Source organism: Virgisporangium ochraceum (genome assembly GCF_016863655.1).
Lineage (GTDB): Bacteria > Actinomycetota > Actinomycetes > Mycobacteriales > Micromonosporaceae > Virgisporangium > Virgisporangium ochraceum.
On sequence record NZ_BOPH01000031.1, the window covers coordinates 123,621 to 144,611 of the forward strand.

Consider the following 20,991-nt stretch of genomic DNA (forward strand, 5'->3'; position numbering starts at 1 on the left):
CGTCCGGACCGGCCCGCCTCTATGTGGTTGCGCTCAATCGGTGACGGCCGCGTCGTCGCGGCGTCGGGAGACGAGGATCAGTCCGCACCCGGCGGCGACCATGAGGGCGCCGACCGTCGCGGTGAGAGCGGCGTCGGGACCGGTGATCGGCAGGCCGCCCTCGTTGGTGAACTTCACTTCCGCCGTGTTGTTGGCGGTGACGGGGTCGGACGAGCCGCCCCGCGCCACGACCGAACCGGCGGCGGTGACGCTGCTGGCGATCTTCACCGTGAACGTGACGGTGTGCGTCTCGTTCACGGCGAGCGTCCACTTCATGCAGCGGTACACCAGGCGGCCCGGCTGGTTGGTGGTCGTGTCGTACGTGTCGCCGACCTTGCCGTGGCAGTAGATGCCGTCACCCTCGGGGTTCTCGACCTTGGTGACCTCGACGCCGGCCGGGAACGTGACCACGAACGCGGCGTTGTACGGGTTCTCCGGGTTGGAGGTCTCGCTGTCGTACACGCCGTCGATGTAGCCGGGACCCTTGTTCGTCAGACCCACCTTGGCCGTCACGGTGTCGCCGACCGCGCCGGTGACGGTGGCGCCGTTGGCGACGACGTCGGACGGGTTCGCCGGCGTGGTGACGAGCACGTTGCCCTGGTTGTCCTGCATGTCGACGTCGGACGAGCTGGCCTGCGCGCCGCCGTCGACGGGCGCCCAGACGAGGTCGGAGCCGTTGCCGAGCGGCCAGTCGCTCCACTCCCCGGAGGGGTTGTCGACGGTGGCCCACACCTCGGCGCGGTAGTAGGCGAACGTCCGCGCCGGCACGTCGGGGGTGATCTCGACCTTGATGGGCATGGTGACGATGACGGTGCCGCCCGGCTCGATGTTCAGGTCCTTGAACACGCAGACCGCGGAGACGCTCGTCGGTTCGGGCGCGTAGTGGCAGTTGCCGAACCGGTCGGTCAGTTTCGCGAACCGGTCGCCGCCGAGCGTGAGCACGACCGTCTCGGCGGCGCGGTCGCCCTGGTTCCGGAGCAGCGGCTGGAACGTGACGGCGCCGCCCGGTGTGCTCGTCGTCGTGAAGTCGGCCGCCAGCAGGTCGGCGCCGGGCTCGGAGACGACCAGTTCGTGGGTCTGTTCCTGCGCCTGCACGTCGGGCGCGCTCACCGTGATCCTGATCTGGCCGGTGTCGCCGGCCTTCGCGCCGCTCGCGGCCGTGAACACCAGCGAGAAGTCGCCGTCGGGACCGGTGACGTCGTCGGTCTCCTTGGTGCACGTGAACACCGCGCCCGCGACGGTGCAGCCGGGGGTCTCCTCGGCGAGCCTGGCGGAGAGCACGTCGGCGGCCCCGGAGGCGTCGATCTTCACGGTGACCGTGGCGGGCAGCGTGGCACCCTCGACGCTGTAGGCGCCGTACCGGATCGGGACCTCTTTACCGGCGGTGCCGATCGCGACCGCCCGCGCGTCGAAGAACGCGACGAGCCCGACGCGCGGCTCGGCGGCCAGTGCCGGACGGGGCAGACCGATGAGCGCGACGACGGTGACCAGAAGCGCGGCGGCCGTTCCCTTGTACATGCCCTTGTATGTGCCCGTGTATGTGTACCGGCCGGCGACGCGGGAAAGCAACATCGCTCGATCCCCCTACCGAGTCGAAGATGCTCGATAGCTTACGGTTACGGGCGTCCGCGTCGCGACCCGGCAAAGCAGGCAAATCGATAACGCTCTCAGCGGGCGGCCGATACGTCGGCATCGCGTCACAGGTCCCACCCGGCGGTGCGGGCGTCCGCCCGGATCAGGTCGGCGGTCAGGCCGGTGTCGATGGTGTGCGGCGAGGTGACCGACCGGCCCGACACCAGTGCGGCGTACCGGTTCGCGGCCGCCAGCGGCAGTCCCCGCGCGGTGGCGACGACGAGCCCGGCGAGGTGCGCGTCGCCCGCGCCGGCGGTGTTCACGGCGGTGACGGCGGGCGCGGGGGTGTGCGTCAGGTCGTGGCCGTCCCACGCCCAGCTTCCGTACCGGCCGGCGGTCACCACGAGGTGCAGCCCGGGGTTGGCGGCGGTGGCGCGCCCGACCGCGGCGGTCGCGGTCGCGGCGGCGTCCCGGTGCCTGGTGACCGGCGCGAGCGCGGCCGCCTCGTCGAGGTTGACCGCGAGCAGGTCGACCATGCCGAGCAACGGCACCGCCGCCCCGATCTCGGCGGACACGAACGTGGCCACCCGCCGGAACCCCGCGCCGGTGGCGAGGCGGAGCAGTTCCGCCCGCGCCGCGAGCGGCACCTCGGGCAGCGCGACAGCGATGCCCTTCTGTCCACTGTGGACTCTCCGCGCCCACGCCGCCCGGACCAGCTCCGGCGAGACGTCGTCGCTGGCGCTGTTCGCCGTGGTGATGTTGCCGCCGGTGCCGTCGGGGTACTGGAAGCACACCGAGAACAGGGTCGGCCGCGCCGAGACACCCACCGCGGAGACGTCGAGGCCGGCGTCGGCCATGCGCCGGACGGCGTCGCGGCCGGGTGGGTCGTCGCCGACCATGCCGACCGGCACCACGTCGGCGCCGGTGCCCAGCAGCGTGCGCACGTAGTGCAGCACGATGTGCAGCTTCGCGGCGTCGTGCCGGTCGAGCAGGGTGGCGGCGCGGCTCTCCTCGCGGCCGAGCGTGTGGTCGCCGTGCAGGGCGAGGAACATGCCCGACCCGATGCCACCCGTACCGACGATCAGCACTGGAGCTCCCACTCCGGATGTTCGGCGATCGGGTGCCGCGCGGTGTCGACGGTGGCCGTCAGCAGCACGTCGGGGTGCTCCTGCAGCAGGGTCACCGGGTACTCCGGTGTCGGGTCGCCGAACAGCGCCACCCGCAGGGCGGTCTGCTTCCAGGCACCGGTGTCGCTGAAGAGCCGGATCCGTTGCGCCGCCAGGATCTCGGCCATGCCGAGCGTCACCGACATCGGCGGCACGAACTGGTAGGCGCCGCCGAACGTGCGGTGCGCCAACGCGATCACGGTGTCGGGGCTGTTCTCCTGCACCCGCGCGGTCGACTCCCGCAGCTGGGCCACCGACAGCGCGCTGTACGGGTGCCGCCGCGCCTGGTTGTACGCCACGTGCCCGTCCTGGCCCCAGCCGCCGTACACCAGGTCGGCGGGGGTCTGGAGGAGGTCCGCGGTCAGGTCGGCCACGTTCGCCGGTTCCGGCCATCGGCGGTTGTTTTCCGGGACCGCGAGCAGCGGATCGACCGGCGCGTAGAACTCGCGCTCCATGAACCCGCGGAAGCTGTACGGGTGGCGGCGCGGCACCGGACGGCCCTGCCAGTCGAGGCACTCGTCCATGTGGAACACCTCGACGTTCCGGAGGCTCACCCGCTCGGTGTTGACGAGCGTGGTGAACGGTCCGTACCAGGACGACGGTCCACAGGGGACGATCACGCGGAACGTCCCCTCGGTGGCGGTGATCGCGTCGACCAGTTCGCGTGCCATGAGGTGGCCGAGGCGGGCGCTGTCGGCGCACAGCCGCAGCCGCAGCCGCGCGTCGGGGTGGCGGACCAGTGCGTCGGCCGGCACCGAGCACCACCGCAGGAGGTCCGCTGGGTCGACCATGGGTGCCCCGTTCTGAAGGTCTCTTACGTATGTCCCGAAGGGTAGGGCCGTTCAAGCGCCACGGTCAACCGGGTACGTGCGGACCCTTGACAAGATTTTAAAGGAGACCATCATTAGTCCCATGAATCGAGGGGTACGCCGGAGACGGGGCGACGGCCGGGCCGCCGCGCTGTTCCTGGCGCCGGCCGCGATCGGGTTCGCCGTGTTCTACCTGTATCCGAGCGCCAAGGGCGTCTGGTACTCGCTCACGGACTGGAACCTGCTCTCCGACCCGCGGTACGTGGGGGCGGAGAACTACCGCGAGGTGGTCACCGACGCGCAGTTCTGGAACTCGCTGCGGGTCACCGGGCTGTTCGTGGTCTACACGCTCGTCTCGCAGCTGGTGTTCGCGCTGCTGCTCGCGGCGGTGATGCACCGGCTGACCCGCTCGGTGGTGCTGCGGGCGATGCTCGCGGTGCCGTGGCTGGTCCCCAACGTCACCATCGGGCTGCTGTGGCTGTTCATGCTCGACACCAACGTCGGGTTCGTGAACAGCGCGCTCGACGCGATGGGGTTGGGTACGCACGGCTTCCTCACCTCGCCGGGCCTCGCCCTGCCGTCGATCGCCGGCATCACCACGTGGGCCGGCACCGGCTACGTCGCGCTGCTGCTGTACGCGGGGATGCTGCAGATCCCGCAGCAGATCTACGAGACGGCCGGGCTCGACGGGGCCGGCGAGGTGCGGATGTTCCTCCGCATCACGCTGCCGCTGCTGCGGCCGATCCTCGCGCTCGTGCTCGTGGTCTCGGTGATCGGCTCGTTCCAGATCTTCGACGTCGTCGCGGTCACCACCGCCGGACGTCCCCTGAACCTCACGAAGGTCATCTACTACTACATCTACGACGAGGCCTTCCGGCACTTCCGGATGGGCTACGCCTCGGCCATGGCGCTCATGCTCGTGGTGCTGCTGGCCGGGTTCACCTACGTGCAGATGCGGCTGCTGCGCGCGTCCCGGTCGGACCTCGCGTGAGGAGGCGGAGGTGGACGGTCGGCCGCGTCGCCTCGCTCGCGGTGCTCGTGGCGTTCATCGCGGTCACGATCTTCCCGTTCCTCTGGATGGTGCGCACGGCGTTCACCCCGTCGGCGGACCTGTTCACCGACACGCTCTCGCCCGTGCCGAAGCGGCCGACACTGGCCAACTTCGAACGGGTGCTGGGGCTGTCCACTGTGGAGGAGGCGCAGGCGGCCGGCGGCTCCGGCGCCCGCATGAACTTCCTCCTGTACCTGCGCAACTCGGTGATCTACACGGCGGTGACGGTCGCCGGGCAGGTCTTCAGCTGCGCGATGGCCGGCTACGCGTTGACCCGGCTGCGGTTCCGCGGCCGGGGGCTGGTGTTCGGCACGTTCATGGCCGGGCTGATGGTGCCGCCCATCTTCACCCTGCTGCCCAACTTCGCCCTGGTGAAGGACCTCGGGCTGCTCAACACGTTCGGTGGGCTGGTCGCGCCGTCGCTGCTGATGACCCCGTTCACCATCTTCTTCCTGCGCCAGTTCTTCCTGTCGATCCCCACCGAGGTGGAGGAGGCGGCCGTGCTCGACGGCGCCGGCCGGTGGGCGGTGTTCTGGCGGGTCGTCCTGCCGATGAGCCGCGGCCCGCTGCTGACCATCTCGCTGACGCTCGCGGTGTGGACGTGGAAGGACTTCCTGTGGCCGCTGCTGGTCGCGCCCGACGAGGGTACGCGGGTGCTCACCGCCGCCCTGTCGGTGTTCCTGCAGCAGTCACCCAACTCCAGGCCGGACTGGACCGGCCTGATGGCGGCAGCGACGTTGACCGTCGTGCCGGTGCTGGTGCTGCTGGTCGTCTTCGGCCGGCGGCTCGTCGACTCGATCAACTTCTCCGGTGGCAAGTGACCACCCTCGGGCTCGAAGGAGAAAGACCGTGCGGAGATGGAAAGCCCTCTTCGGCGCCGCCGTGCTGCTGGCCGGACTGACCGCCTGCGGCGACGACGACAGCGGTGGCGGCGACGTCACCCTCGACTACACCCTGTGGGTCGACGCGCAGCTACCGGCCTACCAGGCCTGCGCCGACGCCTTCCACGCGAAGAACCCGACCATCACGATCAGAATCACCCAGCTGGCGTGGGACCAGTACTGGACGAACCTCACCACGAAGGTCGTCTCCGGTGAGGCGCCCGACGTGTTCACCGACTCGGTGGCGTACTACCCCCAGTTCCTGCAGAGCAACCAGATCGTCGACCTCGAACCGTTCGTCAAGCGCGACAAGGTCGACCTCAGCCAGTACAGCAACGGCCTCCCCGAGCTGTGGGTACGCGACGGCAAGCGGTACGGGCTGCCGAAGGACTGGGACGCGATCGCCCTGCTGTACAACAGGGACATGGCGGCACAGGCCGGCGTCGACCCGGCGGCGCTGAGGAACCTCACCTGGAACCCGGCCGACGGCGGCACGTTCGAGGACCTCGTCGCGAAGCTCACCGTCGACCAGAACGGAAAGCGCGGCGACGAGCCGGGGTTCGACAAGACGAAGGTGAAGACCTACGGGCTGGTCGCCGACCTCGCCTCCGGCGCCATCGGGCAGACGAGCTGGGGCAACTTCGCGGTGAGCAACGGCTGGTACTACGTCGACAGGAACCCGTGGGGCACGAAGTTCAACTACGCCGACCCGAAGTTCACCGAGACGATCGCCTGGTTCGAGTCGTTGCAGGACAAGGGGTTCAGCCCGAAGTACGAGAAGCAGAGCACGGTGGGCACCGACGCGGTGCTGGAGTCGCAGAAGGCGGCCATGGGCATCACCGGCTCGTGGATGGCCGGCTACTACCTGGGTAGCACGGTCAAGCAGAAGTACGCGTTCGCGCCGCTGCCGACCGGTCCGGCCGGGCGGAAGTCGGCCACCAACGGCCTGTCCGACGCGATCTACGCCGGCACGAAGCACAAGGAGGAGGCGTGGCAGTGGGTCAAGTACCTCGCCTCGTCCGAGTGCCAGGACATCGTCGCGGACAAGGCCGTCGTGTTCCCCGCGATCAGGTCGTCGTCCGACAGGGCGCTGGCCGCGTTCGGCGCCAAGGGCCAGGACGTCACGGTGTTCGTCGACCAGGCGAAGGCGCAGGGCGGTACGTTCCTGCTGCCGATCACCGAGAACAGCGCCCGGGTGGCCGAGGTGGTGCAGGGCGCGCTCGACGCCGTGTGGCTCGGCCAGAAGGACGCCGCCGGCGCGCTCGGTGCCGCCAACACCGAAGTCAACGCGCTCTTCAAGTAACTCCCGTTCAGGAAGGAACCCCATGGCCCGCATCGCGCTGATCGGCGCAGGCAGCGTGACGTTCACCCGGCGACTGCTGTCGGACCTGTTCTCCTACCCGGAACTGGCCGGCACCACCGTGGTGCTGCACGACATCGACGAGCGCCGGCTCGCGACCGCGGAGGCCATGGCGAGGTGGATGGCCGGGAAGCTCGGCGCCGACGTGCGGGTGGAAGCCCACGCCGACCGGCGCCGGGCCCTGGCCGGAGCCGACCACGTCATCAACGAGATCGCCGTCGGCGGGCGGGCGGCGGCACAGCTCGACTTCGACGTCCCGGCCCGGTTCGGCGTGCGGCAGACGATCGCCGACACGCTCGGGATCGGCGGCATCTTCCGCGCGCTGCGCACCATCCCGGTGGTGCGCGCGATCGGCCACGAGCTGGCCGAGCTCGCCCCCGACGCGCTGCTCCTCAACTACACCAACCCGATGACGATGATCCCGCGGGCGGTGTTCGAGGGGACGCCGTTCACGCGCGTCGTCGGGCTGTGCCACTCGGTGCGCGACACCGAGGCGCGGCTCGCGCGGCTGGTCGGCGTGCCGCGCGGGGAGTGCGCGATGGTGACGGCCGGGGTGAACCACCAGGCGTGGGTGCTGCGGTTCGAGCACGACGGGGAGAACCTGTACCCGTTGCTCGACGCGGCGATCGGGGCCGACCCGGAGCTGCGGAGAACGGTGCGGGTGGAGATGTACCGGCGGCTCGGGTACTTCCCGACCGAGTCGAGCGAGCACGGCAGCGAGTACGTGCCGTGGTTCCTGCCGCACGCCGGTGAGGTCGAGCGGTTCCGCATCCCGATCGGCGAGTACCTCACCTGGCTCGACCGCAACGCCGGCGAGTACGAGGAGCACGTACGGGGGCTCGCCGACGGCACCGGTGTCACCATCGAGCCGACGTCGGAGCTGGCGTCGGAGGTGATCCGTGCGATCGAGACGGGCACCCCGCGCGTCGTCTACGGCAACGTGCACAACGACGGGCTGATCGGCAACCTGCCGCCGGAGGCCTGCGTCGAGGTGCCGTGCCACGTCGACCGCGCGGGGGTTCGTCCCCTGCGGATCGGGGCGCTCCCACCGCAGCTCGCCGCTCTCAACCGCACCTTCCTGAACGTCGGCGACCTCACGTTGCGCGCCGCGCTCGACGGGAGGCGCGAGCACGTCTATCACGCGGCGATGCTCGACCCGCACACCGCGGCCCGCCTGACGCTGGCCGAGATCCACGACCTCGTCGACGCGATGTTCGACGCCCACCACGACCTCCTGCCGGAGAACCTGCGCCGCGACCGGCCGGTCCCGAAGGCCGGGGCGGCCGACCTGATGACGGGCATGGTGCCCTCGGAGGAGGCGGCCAGTTCGCATCCCCTGTACGACCTGCCGTTGCGGAGCTGGGAGCCGCGCACCCAGCTCGTCGTACCGGCGAGCGAGGTGCCGACGCCACGGTTTCCCGTGATCGACGCGCACAGCCACCTCGGGCGGTGGCTCACCGACGACGGGTCGTGGATGGTGAAGGACCCGGCCGCGCTGGTCGATCTCATGGACCGCTGCGGCGTCCGCGCGATGGTGAACCTGTGCGGGCGCTTCGGCGCCGAGCTGGCGGAGAACATCGCCCGCTACGACGCGGCGTACCCGGGCCGGTTCGCGACGTTCTGCCACGTCGACTGGGAGGAGCTGTCGGCACCGGGGTTCGGCGAACGGATCGCCGCCGGCCTCGCGGCGTCGGTGGCCGCCGGTGCCCGTGGACTGAAGGTGTGGAAGGACCTCGGGCTGCACCGCCGCGACCACCGCGGAGACCTCGTGCTGCTCGACGACGAGCGGCTCGGCCCACTGTGGGCGGCGGCGGCCGACCTCGACATCCCGGTCGCGGTGCACACCGCCGACCCGAAGGCGTTCTTCGAGCCGGTCGACGCGCACAACGAGCGGTTGGAGCAGCTGCTGCGCTATCCGCAGTGGTCGTTCGCCAGCCCGGAGTTCCCGCCGTTCGAGCGTCTCATCGACGCTTTCGAAGCCGTGGTCGCGGCCAACCCGGGCACCACGTTCGTCGGTGTGCACGGCGGCTGCTACCCGGAGAACCTCGGCCGGGTCGGCGACATGCTCGACCGGTACCCGAACTACCACATCGACATCTCGGCCCGGCTGGCCGAGCTGGGCCGCCAGCCGCGGGCCACACGCGACCTGTTCACCCGCCACCCTGACCGGGTGCTCTTCGGCACCGACACGTTCCCGCCCGACGAACGCTCGTACCACCTGCACTACCGGTTCCTCGAGAGCGGCGACGAGAAGTTCCCGCACGACCCGGACGGTTCACAGCTCATGGGACGCTGGGCGATCGACGGCCTCGACCTCGACGACGACACCCTGCGCGCGGTGTACGCCGGCAACGCCGCCCGGCTCGTCCCCGCGCTGGCCCTATGATTTCGCCGATGGGAGGCGAGGGTTCGGTCGCCGGCGGAGACCTCAACCGGCTCCGCCAGCTCAACGCGCTCAACGTGCTGCAGTCCCTACGGGGCAGCCACCCGTCGACGCTCACCGAGCTGGCCCGCCGCACCGGCCTGTCCCGACCGTCCACAGAGGACGTCGTGCAGGATCTCGTGGCGCAGGAGTGGGTGGCGGAGGTGCTGCCGCTGCCCGGCGCGCTCGGCCGGCCGGCCCGCCGGTACCGGTTCCGCGCCGACGCCGGTCACGTCATCGGCATCGACGTCGGTGGACACAAGGTGCTCGCGATGGTGGCCGACCTCGACGGCCAGGTGATCGCCAGCCGGCGCATCGCGGTGCGCCCCGAGACGTCGCAGGCGAACCGGCTGGCGACCGTCGACGAGGCGGCCCTCGGCGCGATGCGGGCGGCCGGCCTGACCGCCGACGACATCTGGGCGGTCAGCGTGGCCAGCACCGGCCTGGTCGACCGGTCGGGGAAGGTCGCGTACTCGGTGGTGCCCGACTGGACCGGGGTCGACCTCGTCGGGCACCTGGGCCGGACGTTCGCGTGCCCGGTGCGGGCGGAGAACGACTGCCGGCTGGCCGCGCTCGCCGAGCGCTGGCGCGGCGTGGCCACCGACTCCGAGCACATCGTCTACGTGCTCGCCGGATCGCGCACCGGCGCCGGCATCATCATCAACGGCCAGTTGCTGCGTGGCTTCGCCGGCGCGGCGGGCGAGATCGGGGTGCTGCCGGCGGTCGGCTGGGGACGCGCGCAGGAGCACCTGCGCGGCTGGAGCGGCCTGCCCGGCGACGTGCCGGAGGAGGAGGCGGCCACACACGTGTTCGCCGCCGCCCGGGCCGGTGACCCGGGCGCGGTCAAGGCCGTCGAGGAGTACACGAAGGACCTGGCGCTGGGCACCTCGGCGCTGATCCTGGCCGTCGACCCGGAGCTGGTCGTGGTCGGCGGCGGCTTCTCCCGCTCGGCCGACATGCTCCTGGAGCCGCTGCGCAACGAGCTGACCAAGCTGGTGCTGCACCTGCCGCAGGTCCGCACGTCGACGCTCGGTGACGAGGGTTCGGCGCTCGGCGCGGTGCGGCACTCGCTCGACCTCGTCGAACGGCTCGTCTTCGCCCCGTCCGCGGGCCTGGGCCGGCCCGTGCGTCCCGATCGGATGTAAGACACGCGGCAGCGCGGTGTCAGCGGCCGCCGGCACAGTGTTCGCATGGAAATGGGAACCGTACTCGGCATCTGGGCGCATCCGGACGACGAGGCGTACTTGTCCGGCGGGCTGATGGCCCTCGCACGCGACAGCGGGTCGCGGGTCGTCTGTGTCACGGCGACGCGCGGTGAGCTGGGAACCCCCGATCCCGACGAGTGGCCGCCGGAGCGGCTGGCCGCCGAGCGCACCGTCGAGCTCGCCCGCTGCCTCGGCATCCTCGGGGTCACCGAGCACCGGTGGCTGGGCTACGCCGACGGCGGCTGCGCGGCCGCGCCGGCGTCGGAGGCGGTGGGACAGCTGTGCGAGCTGATCGAGGAGGTCCGCCCCGACACGGTGGTGACGTTCGGACCCGACGGGTACACCGGCCACGCCGACCACCGGGCGGTGTCGGGGTGGGCGACGGAGGCGTTCGCGAAGGTCGCGGGACCGGGTGCCCGGCTGCTGTACGCCGCGGCACCGGAGCGGCGCTCCCGCCGGTGGGCGGAACTGCACGAGCGGCTCAGCGTCTTCGAGCCCGGGTACCCGGACATCGTGCCCGACGCCGCGCTCGCGCTGAACCTCGTGCTCGACGAACGGACCCTCGCCCGCAAGGTCGAGGCCCTCAGCGCGCAGACGACCCAGACCGCCGGGCTCATCTCACTGCTCGGCGTCGAGACCTACACCGCGTGGGTGGGCGAGGAGGCGTTCGTGGCGGGCGTGATCATGTGAGGTTCCGGGAGATCGCGTCGCGCGCGATCTCCAGGACGGCCGCGCGGCCGGGGCCCTCGGCCGACGGCGCAGCGACGGCCGCACCGGCGACCGCGGGCGCGTCGGGTGCCCGGTCGGCCGCGGCGGTGAGCGCGTCGGCCGGCCCGTCGTCACTGAGCCGGCGGAGCACGGTGGCGAGGTTGCGCAGCGTCGTCCACAGGTGTGTCCAGTTGCCGGTCCGCTCGAAGTAGTCGACGACCTCACGGTAGCCGCGCAGCGCGTCCCGGAACCGCCCCGCGTGGGTGCGGACCGACAGCAGCCCGACGGTCGCGACCCCGACGAGGAACGCGGCCCCCGAGGTGCGGGCGAGGTCGATGGCCTGCTGGTAGTGCACCTCGGCGACGGTGTGGCGGCCGGCGGCGTTGTCGATCTCGCCGGCCACGTAGGCGCCCCACGCCCGCAGCGTCGGCGACGTCGCGCCGGCCCGGCCCCGCTCGTTGAGCGCCCGCGCCTCGTCGGGGCGGCCGGCGTAGGCCGTCGCCAGGGCCGCCAGCCCCAGGTTCTCGCGCGGCACCGTCGCCAGGGCGGCGGCGGCGAGGGAGTGCTCGATGGCGTCCTCCCACGCGCCCCGGGCCAGGTCGGCGTTCGACAGAACGGTCAGGCAGTACCACGAGCCGCCCAGCGCGAGGCCGCGCCGGCACAGGTACTCGGCGAACGGGTAGTCGCCGCGGTGGTACGCCGCCTCGGCCGCCACTCCCAGCACGGCGGACCCGAGCGGGTGGCCGTCGAGGGCCGGGTCGGCGCCCAGTTCCTCGGCCCAGTCGCGGAGCTCGATCAGGTCGCGGTAGCTCATGGGGTCCATCAGCGCGACGACGATCGCGGCGGCCGCGTCGAGGAGCTTGCGGTCGCGGGCGTGCCGCCAGGCCGCGCGCAGGTTGGACAGCTCGCGGCGCAGGGCCGCGTCGGCGTCGGGCTCGCGGGCGGTGGTCATCGTGACCTCGACCCACGCGGTGAGGTCGACCGCCCAGTCCACCAGGTGCCGCGCGGCCTCCTCGGTCTCGCCGGCCGCGTCGAGCCGGTCGAGGCCGTAGGCGCGCAGCGTCTCCAGCATCCGGTAACGGGTGCCCGCGGTGAAGTCGGCGTCGAGCATCGACGCGTCGACGAGCCGGGCCAGCAGCGTGCCCGGGTCGCCGGTGAGGCCCAGCGCCGCGGCCAGCCGTTCCGCGGCGTCGAGCGGCACGCCGTCCACGAAGATCGCGAGGTACCGGAACAGCCGCTGCTCCTCGGCCGACAGCAGCCGGTACGACCACTCCACGGTCGCCCGCAGCGTGCCGTGCCGCGCCTCGCCGCTCGGGCGGCCGGCGAGCAGGTCGAGCGAGCGGTCGAGCCGCTGGTGGAGGTCGGCCAGGGCGAACGTCGACAGCCGGCCGGCGGCGAGCTCGATCGCCAGCGGGACGCCGTCGAGGCGGCGCACGATGTCGGCGACGAGCCGCGGGTCGAGGTCGGAGCCCGGACGGACCCGGCCGGCCCGGTCGCGGAAAACCTCCACGGCGCCCCGGTGCGGGAGCGGGGTCAGCCGGCGCACGTACTCCGCGCCGAGCCCGAGCGGCTCGCGGCTGGTCGCCAGCACCGTCAGGGACGGGCACGTGGCGAGCAGGAGGTTCACCAGGTCCCGGGCCGCGTCGACGAGGTGCTCGCAGTTGTCGACGACGAGCAGGCCGGGCCGGTCGGCGAGCACCGCCAGGCAGGACGGCAGCACGTCACCCCGGGCGACGGCCAGCCCGAGCGCCGCGGCGAGCGCGTGCGGGATCGCGGCCGGGTCGGTCACCGGCGCCAGGCGGAGCACGGTCGTGGCCGGCAGCTCCAGCGCCAGCCGCGTCTTGCCGACGCCGCCCGGCCCGACGAGCGTCACCAGCCGTTCGGTGGCGAGCAGGCGGCGCAGGTCGGCGAGTTCGGCGTCGCGGCCGAACAGCCGGGTCGCCGGCCGGGCCGGCACCTCGGGCGCCCGCCCGACCGGTCCGGAGGCGATCTCGCGGACGACCTCGTCGAGGGCCGGTGACGGGTCGAGGCCCACCTCCTCGGCGAGCCGCTCGCGGTACTCCCGCCCGGTCCGCAGCGCCTCCGACGGCTGCCCGGTGGCGGCCAGCACCCGCATGAGCAGCAACGCCGCGGGTTCCCGCAGCGGGTCGGCCGCCAGCGCCTCGGTGGCCTGGCCCACCACGCTCCCGGCCTCGCCGGCCGCGAGAGCGCAGGCCACCACGGCGTCGGTGACGTCGCGGCGCAGCTGCTCGTAGGTCTCCACGACACTGGCGATCGCGGGGACGTCGACGAGGTCGGCGAGCACGGGCCCGCGCCACAGCGCGTGGGCCTCGCGGGCCGCGGCCAGCGCTTCCCGGGTCTCCCTGCCGGTGCGGGCGGCCGCCAGCAGGCGGCGCGCGCGGACGGCGTCGAGGCCGTCCGCGCCGAGGTCGAGCCGGTAGCCGTCGGGACGGGTCTCCAGGCAGCCGGACGCCGACCCGAGCTGGCCGCGCAGCCGGAACACGTGACTGTGCAGGGCCTGCCGGCCCGACTCCGGTGCCTCGGCGGGCCACAGCGCGTCGACGAGCCGGTCGACGGGCACCGTGCGGCCCTCGGCCAGCGCGAGCATGGCGAGCACGGCCCGCCGCTTCTGGCCCCGGACGTCGACGGGCTGCCCGTCGACGACCAGGCGCAGCGGCCCGAGGACGTCGACGCGTGCGGTCACGCCCGACAGCATGCCTGCCAATGCGTGCCACCGGGAAGCCCGACGGCATGCCTGCCAGCGCGTGCCACCGGGAAGACAGCGCGCGTCAGCGGCGTGCGATCGCGCCGGCCGAGGCTTCTACCGACCTCTTCGAGACAAGGGAGCCTGACATGGACGAGAACAAGGTCAACGAGTTCCTCGGGCAGGTGGTGACCGACCTGGCCGCCACCGAGGCCGCCGGGTCGATCGTGGTCGGCCACCGGCTCGGCCTCTACCGGGCACTGGCGCAGGGACCGGTGACGCCCGCCGGGTTCGCCGAGCGCACCGGCAACGCCGAGCGGTACCTCACCGAGTGGCTGCGCGGCCAGGCGGCCGGCGGCTACGCCGTGTACGACCCGGCGACGGGCGAGTACTCGCTGACCCCTGAGCAGGCCTTCTGCCTGGCCGACGTCGACGGGCCGAACGTGCCCGGGGCGTTCCTGCTCGCGCTGGGCATGCTGCGGGCCGAGCCGCGCGTCACCGAGGCGTTCCGCACCGGTGCCGGCATCGGCTGGCACGAGCAGCACGAGGACGTGTTCGCCGGCTGCGACGCGTTCTACCGGCCGGGGTACGTCGCCGCGCTGGTGCCGGCGTGGATCCCCGCGCTCGACGGTGTCGCGGACAGGCTGGCCGCGGGTGGCCGGGTCGCCGACGTCGGCTGCGGGTTCGGCGCGTCGTCGGTGCTCATGGCCGAGGCGTTCCCGCGCGCGACGGTGGTGGGCTCGGACTACCACGCCGCCTCGGTCGAGGCGGCCCGCAAGCGTGCGGCCGACGCCGGCGTGGGTGACCGGGTGACGTTCGAGGTGGCGACCGCCCAGTCGTTCACCGGCTCCGGCTACGACCTGGTGACCATGTTCGACTGCCTGCACGACCTCGGCGACCCGGTCGGCGCCGCCCGCCGGGTGCGGGAGGCGCTGACGCCCGACGGCACCTGGCTCATCGTCGAGCCGAACGCCGGCACCGTGGGCGAGGTGAACCCGGTCGCGCGCGCCTACTACAGCGGCTCGACGTTCATGTGCGTGCCGAACGCGTTGTCGCAGCCGGGCGGGCAGGCGCTGGGCGCGCAGGCCGGCGAGGCCGCGATCCGGCGGGTGGCCGAGGAGGCCGGCTTCACCCGGTTCCGCCGGATCGCGGAGACGCCGTTCAACCTGGTGTTCGAGGTGCGCCCCTAACCCCTTCCCCGCCGATCTTGGACACTTTTACATCGAATTCGATGCACAAGTGTCCAAGATCGCGGGCGTAGCACCAGGCCGGCCCGGCCTGGTGCTACGCGGTGCCGGAGATGACGAGCATCTCGCAGGGGCCGGTGAAGCCGTCCGGGCCGTCGAACTCGGCCAGGGCGTCGCCGATCTCGCTCCAGGCGGCCGCCCGGCCGGCGTCGTCGAGGCCGGCGAGCATCTGGTGCAGCGCGCCGAACGACTCGCGCTCGAAGCGGACGCACTCGGCCGCGCTCGCCATCCGCAGCGGCGACGGCACGGCGGTCACGGAGACGTCGTGGAAGCCGGCCTCCGCGAGCGCCGCCGTCGCCACGTCGGGCGTGCCGAGGCTGAACGGGCCGGGCTGGCCGGGGAGCGGCGGCGGGAGGGCGGCGCGGCGGCGGATGATCCCGACCGGGATCGAGAAGAACCCGTTGCGGTCGGCGGTGGAGTAGACGACGCACGACACGCGTCCACCGGGTCGCAGGGCGGCGCGCATACCGGCGAGGGCGGCCCGCCGGTCGGGGAAGTAGATGAGCCCGACCCGGGAGATCACCGCGTCGAACGTGCCGTCGGCCACGTCGAGGTGCTCGCCGTCGAGTTCGCGGGTGTCGACGGTGGTCAGCCCGGCGTCGGTGGCGGCCTTGGCGGCGAACTCCAGGATCGCGGGGGAGATGTCGGTGGCCAGCACGTGACCGGTGGGGCCGGCGCGCCGCGCGGCGGCGATGCTCTGTCCACCGGCGCCGGCCGCCACGTCGAGCACCCGGCTGCCGGCGGTGACCCCGGCGGCGTCGAGCATCAGGTCTGTCGCCGGGCCGAGCCAGGCCTCGATCGTGGGTCCCCACCGGTGCCAGGCCTCGGCGGCGTCCTGCCACTGGGCGCGGGTGGTGGTCTTGTACCGCTGCGGGTCGAATGCGCTCGTCATACCCACTACCGCGCCAGAAAGGGTCTGGCACCCGTCAGATATCGGCTGGCACTTTCCGCGCGGACCGCGGGCGGGGCGAGAATGCCGGTATGACCGAGCACGTGTGCGAGGGCACCATTAGGCACAGCCCGCCCGGTCATCACCGGTCGCCGCGAAGCATGGACCCGGCATGACCGAGTTCGTCGGGCGGGCGGAGCCCCTGGCCAGGCTGGTCGCGGCGCACCGGGCGGCCGCCGGGCTGGCGCTCGTCACCGGTGAGGCCGGCATCGGCAAGAGCGCGCTGCTCGCCCGGTTCGGCGCCGAGGTCGCGGCCGCCGGCGCCGTCGTCGTCCACGGGACCTGCTGGGACGGCGACCAGGCGCCGGCCTGGTGGCCCTGGACCCAGGCCCTGCGGGCCCTGCTCGACCGGTGCCCCGGCCTGCGCGCCCACGCCGACCCGCGCCTCGCCGCGGTGGTCCCCGAGCTCGGACCGGGGCCGGCGGGCACGGAGCGGCTGCCGGTGTTCGAGGCGGTCGCGCGGCTGCTGATCCGGGCGGGTGACGCGGGTCCCGTGGTGGTCGTGCTCGACGACCTGCAGTGGGCCGACCGGTCCACCGTGGACCTGATGCGCTTCCTGGTGCGGCACGCTGAGGTCCGCCGGGTGCTGGTCGTCGGCGCGTTCCGGCCGCTGTCCCGGCGTGGTGACCCGGTGGGCGACGCCCGGTTTGGTGACCCGGTGGGCGACGCCCGGTTTGGTGACCCGGTGGGCGACGGCCTTGCCGACCTGGCCGCGGCGGCCGAGCTGGTGGCGTTGCGTGGCCTGCCGCCGGGCGACGTCGGTGAGCTGGTGAGGAGCATCGCGGGAGACGCGGCCGCGGCGCGCTGGGCGGAGTCGGTGTACCGGCGCAGCGGTGGGCATCCGTTCCTGGCCCGGGAGCTGTGCCACCTGATCGCCGGGGGTGGACCGGCCGGCGCCGTGCCCGGAGCGATCCGCGACGCGATCGCCCGCCGGCTGGCCGGCCTGCCCGACCGGTGTGTGGCGGTGCTCGACGCCGCTGCGGTGGCCGGTTCCGCGGTGCAGCCCGACGTGCTCGCCGACGCGTGTGGCGAGCCGCTCGCCGCGGTGGTCGACCTGCTCGGCGTCGCCACCGCCGCCGGGGTGCTGGCACCGTCCGGCGACCGGTTCGCCCACGACCTGTACCGCGAGACGGTCTACACCGGACTGTCGCCGGCCCGCCGGCTCGACCTGCATCACAGGATCGCGGACGCGCTGGTCCGCCGGCACGGGCGGGGCAGCGAGGTGTTCCCGGCCGACCTGGCCCGCCACTTCGCCGCCGCGGTCGCCGTGGCCGGGCCGGAGCCGGCGCTGCGCTGGTCGCGGGCCGCCGCCGAGGCCGACGGCGCCCGGTTCGCATTCGCCGACGCGGCCGGCCACCTCGCGCGGGTGCGGGCGGCGGTCACCGACGCGGGACGCGGGCTGACCACCGGCGACCTGGTCCACCTGCTCGCGGAGGAGGCCGACCTCCGGCTGCGGTCCGGCGACGCGGAGACCGCGCGGGCCCTGCTCGGCACCGCCTGGAAGCGTGCCGACGCGGCCGACCTGCTGGTCACCGTGGCGCTCGGCTTCGACCGGGTCGGTGCCCGGTTCGCGATGCCGCGTACGGAGCTGATCGGCGTGCTCGACGCCGCCCGGACGGCGGTCGACGGGCAGGGCGGCGCGGCGGAGGCGCAGGTGACCGCCGCGCTGGCCCGTCAGTTGCAGCACTCGGTGCCGGCCGACCGGGTGCGGGCCCGGCCCCTGGCCGAGCGGGCCGTGGCCGCCGCCCGCGAGCTGGACGAGGTCACGCTGGCCAGCTGCCTCCTCGCCCAGCACGACGCCCTGTGGACGCCCGGCACGGCCACCGAACGCGAGGCCATCGCCACGGAGATCGCCGCGCTCGCCCGGCGGGCCGGTGAGTCCGAACGGCACGCCCAGGCGGTGCTGCTCACGGCGACCGCGAGACTGGAGAACGGGTCGGCGGGGTTCCGGGCGGCGCTGGCGGAGTACCAGTACCTCACCGAGCGGCTGCGGCAGCCGCGGCACACGTACGTCCTGCGGACCCGGCAGGCGGCGCTGGCCCTGCTCGACGGCGACCTCGCGCTGGGGGAGCGGCTCAGCGCCGAGGCGGCGGCGCTGGGGGAGGCCGTCGGCGACCGGGACACCGGCAACGTCCGCATGTCGCAGCGGCTGGAGATCGTGCGGGCCCGGGCCGACCGGGCGGAGATGCGCGACCTCGCCGCCGAGGCGGTGCGCTGGTGGGTCGGCGCTCCGGCGCACGCCCACGCGGTCGCGGCCGGGTTCGCGGCCCGCGCCGGCGACCTCGACCTGGCCCGCCGCGAGGTCGACACGGTGCTCGCCCTCGACGACTGGCGCGGCGACCGCTCGTACCTGTGGTCGATCTTCGTCGGAGAGCTGGTGGTCGCGGCGATCGCCCTCGGCGACCGGGACCTGTGCGCCAGCCTCCTCGACGACCTGCGGCCGGTCGCCGACACGTGCGCGGTGAACGGCGCGCTCGTGTGTTTCATGGGCGCGCACGCCCACCGGGTGGGCCTGCTGCACGCGGCCCTCGACCGGCCCGACGAGGCGGAGCGGTGGCTGACCCGCGCCCTCGACACCCACCGCAGGCTGGGAGCCCGCGCGTGGGTGGAGGAGACGCGCGGCGCCCTCGCCCGGGTGGAGGAGACGCGCGGCGCCCCCGCCAGGGTGGACACCGCCCCGGTGGAGGCGCACCAGGGCGTCCCCGTGGAGGTGCCCGGGACGACCGCCTCGGCCGCGTTGCGCCGGGTGGGTGACATGTGGGAGGCGCGGTACCGCGACCGGACCGCCTACCTGCGCGACGCGAAGGGGCTGCACGATCTGGCCGCGCTGCTCGCGCGCCCGGGTGTGGACATCGCGGCGCTCGCGCTGGTGGCGCCGTCCGGTGCGGACATGGGGTCGGCCACCGAGCCGGTGCTCGACCGGCGGGCGCTGGCCGGGTACCGGCGCCGCCTCGCCGACCTCGACGGTGACATCACGACCGCGCGCGGGCGGGGTGACGACGGGCGGCTGCGGCTCGCCACCGACGAGCGGGAGCTGGTGCTGGCGGAGCTGCGCCGTGCCACGCGGCCCGGTGGGGCGCCGCGGGCGCTCGGGGCGTCGGCCGCCGAACGGGCCCGGAAAGCGGTCACCGCGCGGATCCGGGACGCGATCCGGCGGATCGGCGCCGCCCATCCGGAGCTCGGCAGCCACCTCGACCGGACCGTCCGGACCGGGACCGTGTGCCGGTACGACCCGTGATCCTCAGAAGCGGCGTCGACCTGCCGATGAGGGGTCCGTGGGCTTTCTCAGGTGGGGTGGATCAGCGGATGCCGCGGCGTCCGGCGTCACTGCCGTGGACGAGGCGCGGGCCAACGTCGCGGCGATTCTGGCGGTCATCAGCGCGGTGAGCGACGCGAGTAGCTCCGAGGAAGCCGCCGAGATCGTGCTGGAACGGGTGCGGGAACACTTCGGCTGGGTGTACGGGTCGTACTGGCGCGTCGACCCGGAAGCGAAGGTGCTGCGCTTCGTCACCGAGTCGGGTGCCGCCACCGAGGAGTTCCGCAACGTCACCCTGCAGGCCACGTTCGCCGAAGGCGTCGGGCTGTCGGGACGCGCGTGGCGCAGCCGCGACCTGGTGTTCGTGCCCGACCTCGGCGCGCTGTCGGACTGCGTGCGCGCGCCCGTCGCGCAGCGGGTCGGCATCCGCAGCGGGGTGTGCTTCCCGCTGTTCGAGGCCGGCAACGTCGTCGGCACGATGGACTTCTTCTCCAACTCGGCGTCGGAACTGTCCGGCGACCGGAAGGAGACGCTGCGGGCGGTCGGCATGCTCGTGTCGCAGTCGCTGGAACGGATCGCGGAAGCCGAACGCCAGGCCGAAGCCGCCCTCGACCTCAGCGCGGTGAACACCGTGCTGCGCGAACTCGCGATCGCGACCACCGAGGAGGACGGGATCCGGCAGGCCCTCGACGCCATCCGGCAGGGCTTCGGCTGGCAGTACGGCTCCTATTGGAAGGTCGTCGACGGCGAGCTGCGCTTCGTGCAGGAGTCCGGCAGCGCGGGCGAGGAGTTCCGCCAGGTGACCCGGTCAGCGTCGTTCAAGGAGGGCGTCGGCCTGGCCGGGCGCGCCTGGAAGGCGCGCGACCTGGTGTTCGTGCCGGACCTCAGCGCCCTGTCGGACTGCGTGCGGGCGCCGGCCGCCGGCCGCGCCGGCGTCAAGGCGGGTGTGTGCCTGCCGCTCATCGTGCACGGCCGGGTCATCGGCACCATGGACTTCTTCTCCACCCGCGCCATGAAGCTCAGCGACAGCCGGCAGGCCGCGCTGCGCAACACCGCACAGCTGATGTCACAGGCGTTGCAGCGACTCGGCGAGTCGAACCGCATGTCGTCGGCGGGTACGGAGCTGGTCGCGTCCATCGAGGAGGTCGAGCGCAACGTCATGAAGGCCACCGAGGTGGCGAACGAGGCGCAGGCGCTCACGCAGAAGGCGAACGAGGCGGTGAACCGGCTCGCCCGGTCGAGCGACGAGATCGGCAAGGTCATCAAGGTGATCAGCGCGATCGCGGAGCAGACCAACCTGCTCGCGTTGAACGCCACCATCGAGGCCGCCCGGGCGGGCAGCGCGGGCAAGGGCTTCGCCGTGGTCGCCAGCGAGGTCAAGGACCTGGCGCAGGGGACCGGCCGCGCCACGGACGACGTCACCAAGCTCATCGACACCATTCAGGGCGACGCCACCTCGGTGGTCGACGTGCTGGCCGCGATCGGCAGCATCGTCGACCGGATCAACGAGACCCAGCAGATGATCGGCGGCGTCCTGACCGAGCAGGCGGCCACGACCCGCCAGATCGTGAACGGCTAGCAGCCCTCGTCAGGGTCCCGGTGACCGCCGCCCCTTCTCCGCC

At 73.2% G+C, this 20,991-nt stretch carries 14 protein-coding genes; 9 read left to right on the forward strand and 5 right to left on the reverse strand.

Annotated features, from left to right (window positions below; all coding sequences use genetic code 11):
• Positions 1-33: 33 nt before the first annotated feature.
• The 3 genes from Voc01_RS13730 to Voc01_RS13740 form a co-directional block, all read right to left on the reverse strand.
• Complete coding sequence (locus Voc01_RS13730) at positions 34-1,611, reverse strand: hypothetical protein (protein ID WP_203927755.1); 1,578 nt, start codon at positions 1,609-1,611, stop codon at positions 34-36.
• A gap of 125 nt (positions 1,612-1,736) precedes the next feature.
• Positions 1,737-2,699 carry a carbohydrate kinase family protein gene (locus Voc01_RS13735; RefSeq protein ID WP_203927756.1) on the reverse strand — a complete coding sequence of 321 codons (963 nt, stop codon included), beginning with the start codon at positions 2,697-2,699 and terminating at the stop codon, positions 1,737-1,739.
• A complete protein-coding gene (locus Voc01_RS13740) occupies positions 2,693-3,568 on the reverse strand; it encodes a sugar phosphate isomerase family (RefSeq protein ID WP_203927757.1) in 876 nt (291 codons plus the stop codon). Before Voc01_RS13740 ends, Voc01_RS13735 begins: the two co-directional genes overlap by 7 nt.
• A 121-nt stretch (positions 3,569-3,689) precedes the next feature.
• Here Voc01_RS13740 and Voc01_RS13745 point away from each other — a divergent pair, with 121 nt between their 5' ends.
• The 6 genes from Voc01_RS13745 to Voc01_RS13770 are packed head-to-tail and all read left to right on the forward strand — an operon-like array spanning position 3,690 to position 11,195.
• Positions 3,690-4,577 carry a carbohydrate ABC transporter permease gene (locus tag Voc01_RS13745; RefSeq protein WP_203927758.1) on the forward strand — a complete coding sequence of 296 codons (888 nt, stop codon included), beginning with the start codon at positions 3,690-3,692 and terminating at the stop codon, positions 4,575-4,577.
• The gene (locus Voc01_RS13750; protein ID WP_239160168.1) at positions 4,574-5,458 is read left to right on the forward strand and encodes a carbohydrate ABC transporter permease; all 885 of its coding nucleotides are present in this window, start codon (positions 4,574-4,576) and stop codon (positions 5,456-5,458) included. Before Voc01_RS13745 ends, Voc01_RS13750 begins: the two co-directional genes overlap by 4 nt.
• A gap of 28 nt (positions 5,459-5,486) precedes the next feature.
• The gene (locus tag Voc01_RS13755) at positions 5,487-6,821 is read left to right on the forward strand and encodes an ABC transporter substrate-binding protein (RefSeq protein WP_239160169.1); all 1,335 of its coding nucleotides are present in this window, start codon (positions 5,487-5,489) and stop codon (positions 6,819-6,821) included.
• A 22-nt stretch (positions 6,822-6,843) separates the two neighbouring features.
• Positions 6,844-9,264, forward strand: coding sequence for an alpha-galactosidase (gene melA, locus Voc01_RS13760; protein ID WP_203927759.1), 2,421 nt, complete (start codon positions 6,844-6,846; stop codon positions 9,262-9,264).
• Positions 9,265-9,272: 8 nt separating this feature from the next.
• Positions 9,273-10,445 (forward strand): ROK family transcriptional regulator, encoded by a 1,173-nt coding sequence (locus Voc01_RS13765; protein ID WP_203927760.1) that lies wholly within the window; start codon positions 9,273-9,275, stop codon positions 10,443-10,445.
• 45 nt (positions 10,446-10,490) lie between these two features.
• On the forward strand, positions 10,491-11,195 hold the full coding sequence (locus Voc01_RS13770; RefSeq protein ID WP_203927761.1) for a PIG-L deacetylase family protein: 705 nt from the start codon (positions 10,491-10,493) through the stop codon (positions 11,193-11,195).
• Here the strand turns inward: Voc01_RS13770 and Voc01_RS13775 are convergent.
• Entirely contained in the window at positions 11,188-13,917 is a 2,730-nt protein-coding gene (locus Voc01_RS13775) for an AfsR/SARP family transcriptional regulator (protein WP_203927762.1), read from the reverse strand. The genes Voc01_RS13770 and Voc01_RS13775 overlap by 8 nt on opposite strands.
• A 149-nt stretch (positions 13,918-14,066) precedes the next feature.
• Between Voc01_RS13775 and Voc01_RS13780 the strand changes: the two genes are divergently transcribed.
• Positions 14,067-15,107, forward strand: coding sequence for a class I SAM-dependent methyltransferase (locus Voc01_RS13780; RefSeq protein WP_203927763.1), 1,041 nt, complete (start codon positions 14,067-14,069; stop codon positions 15,105-15,107).
• 94 nt (positions 15,108-15,201) lie between these two features.
• Here Voc01_RS13780 and Voc01_RS13785 read toward each other — a convergent pair whose 3' ends face one another.
• Entirely contained in the window at positions 15,202-16,056 is an 855-nt protein-coding gene (locus Voc01_RS13785) for a class I SAM-dependent methyltransferase (protein WP_203927764.1), read from the reverse strand.
• Positions 16,057-16,225: 169 nt separating this feature from the next.
• Here Voc01_RS13785 and Voc01_RS13790 point away from each other — a divergent pair, with 169 nt between their 5' ends.
• Entirely contained in the window at positions 16,226-19,351 is a 3,126-nt protein-coding gene (locus tag Voc01_RS13790; protein WP_203927765.1) for an ATP-binding protein, read from the forward strand.
• 94 nt (positions 19,352-19,445) lie between these two features.
• Positions 19,446-20,948: a GAF domain-containing protein gene (locus Voc01_RS54045; protein WP_203927766.1), complete on the forward strand. Its 1,503-nt coding sequence runs from the start codon at positions 19,446-19,448 to the stop codon at positions 20,946-20,948.
• Positions 20,949-20,991: the final 43 nt, after the last annotated feature.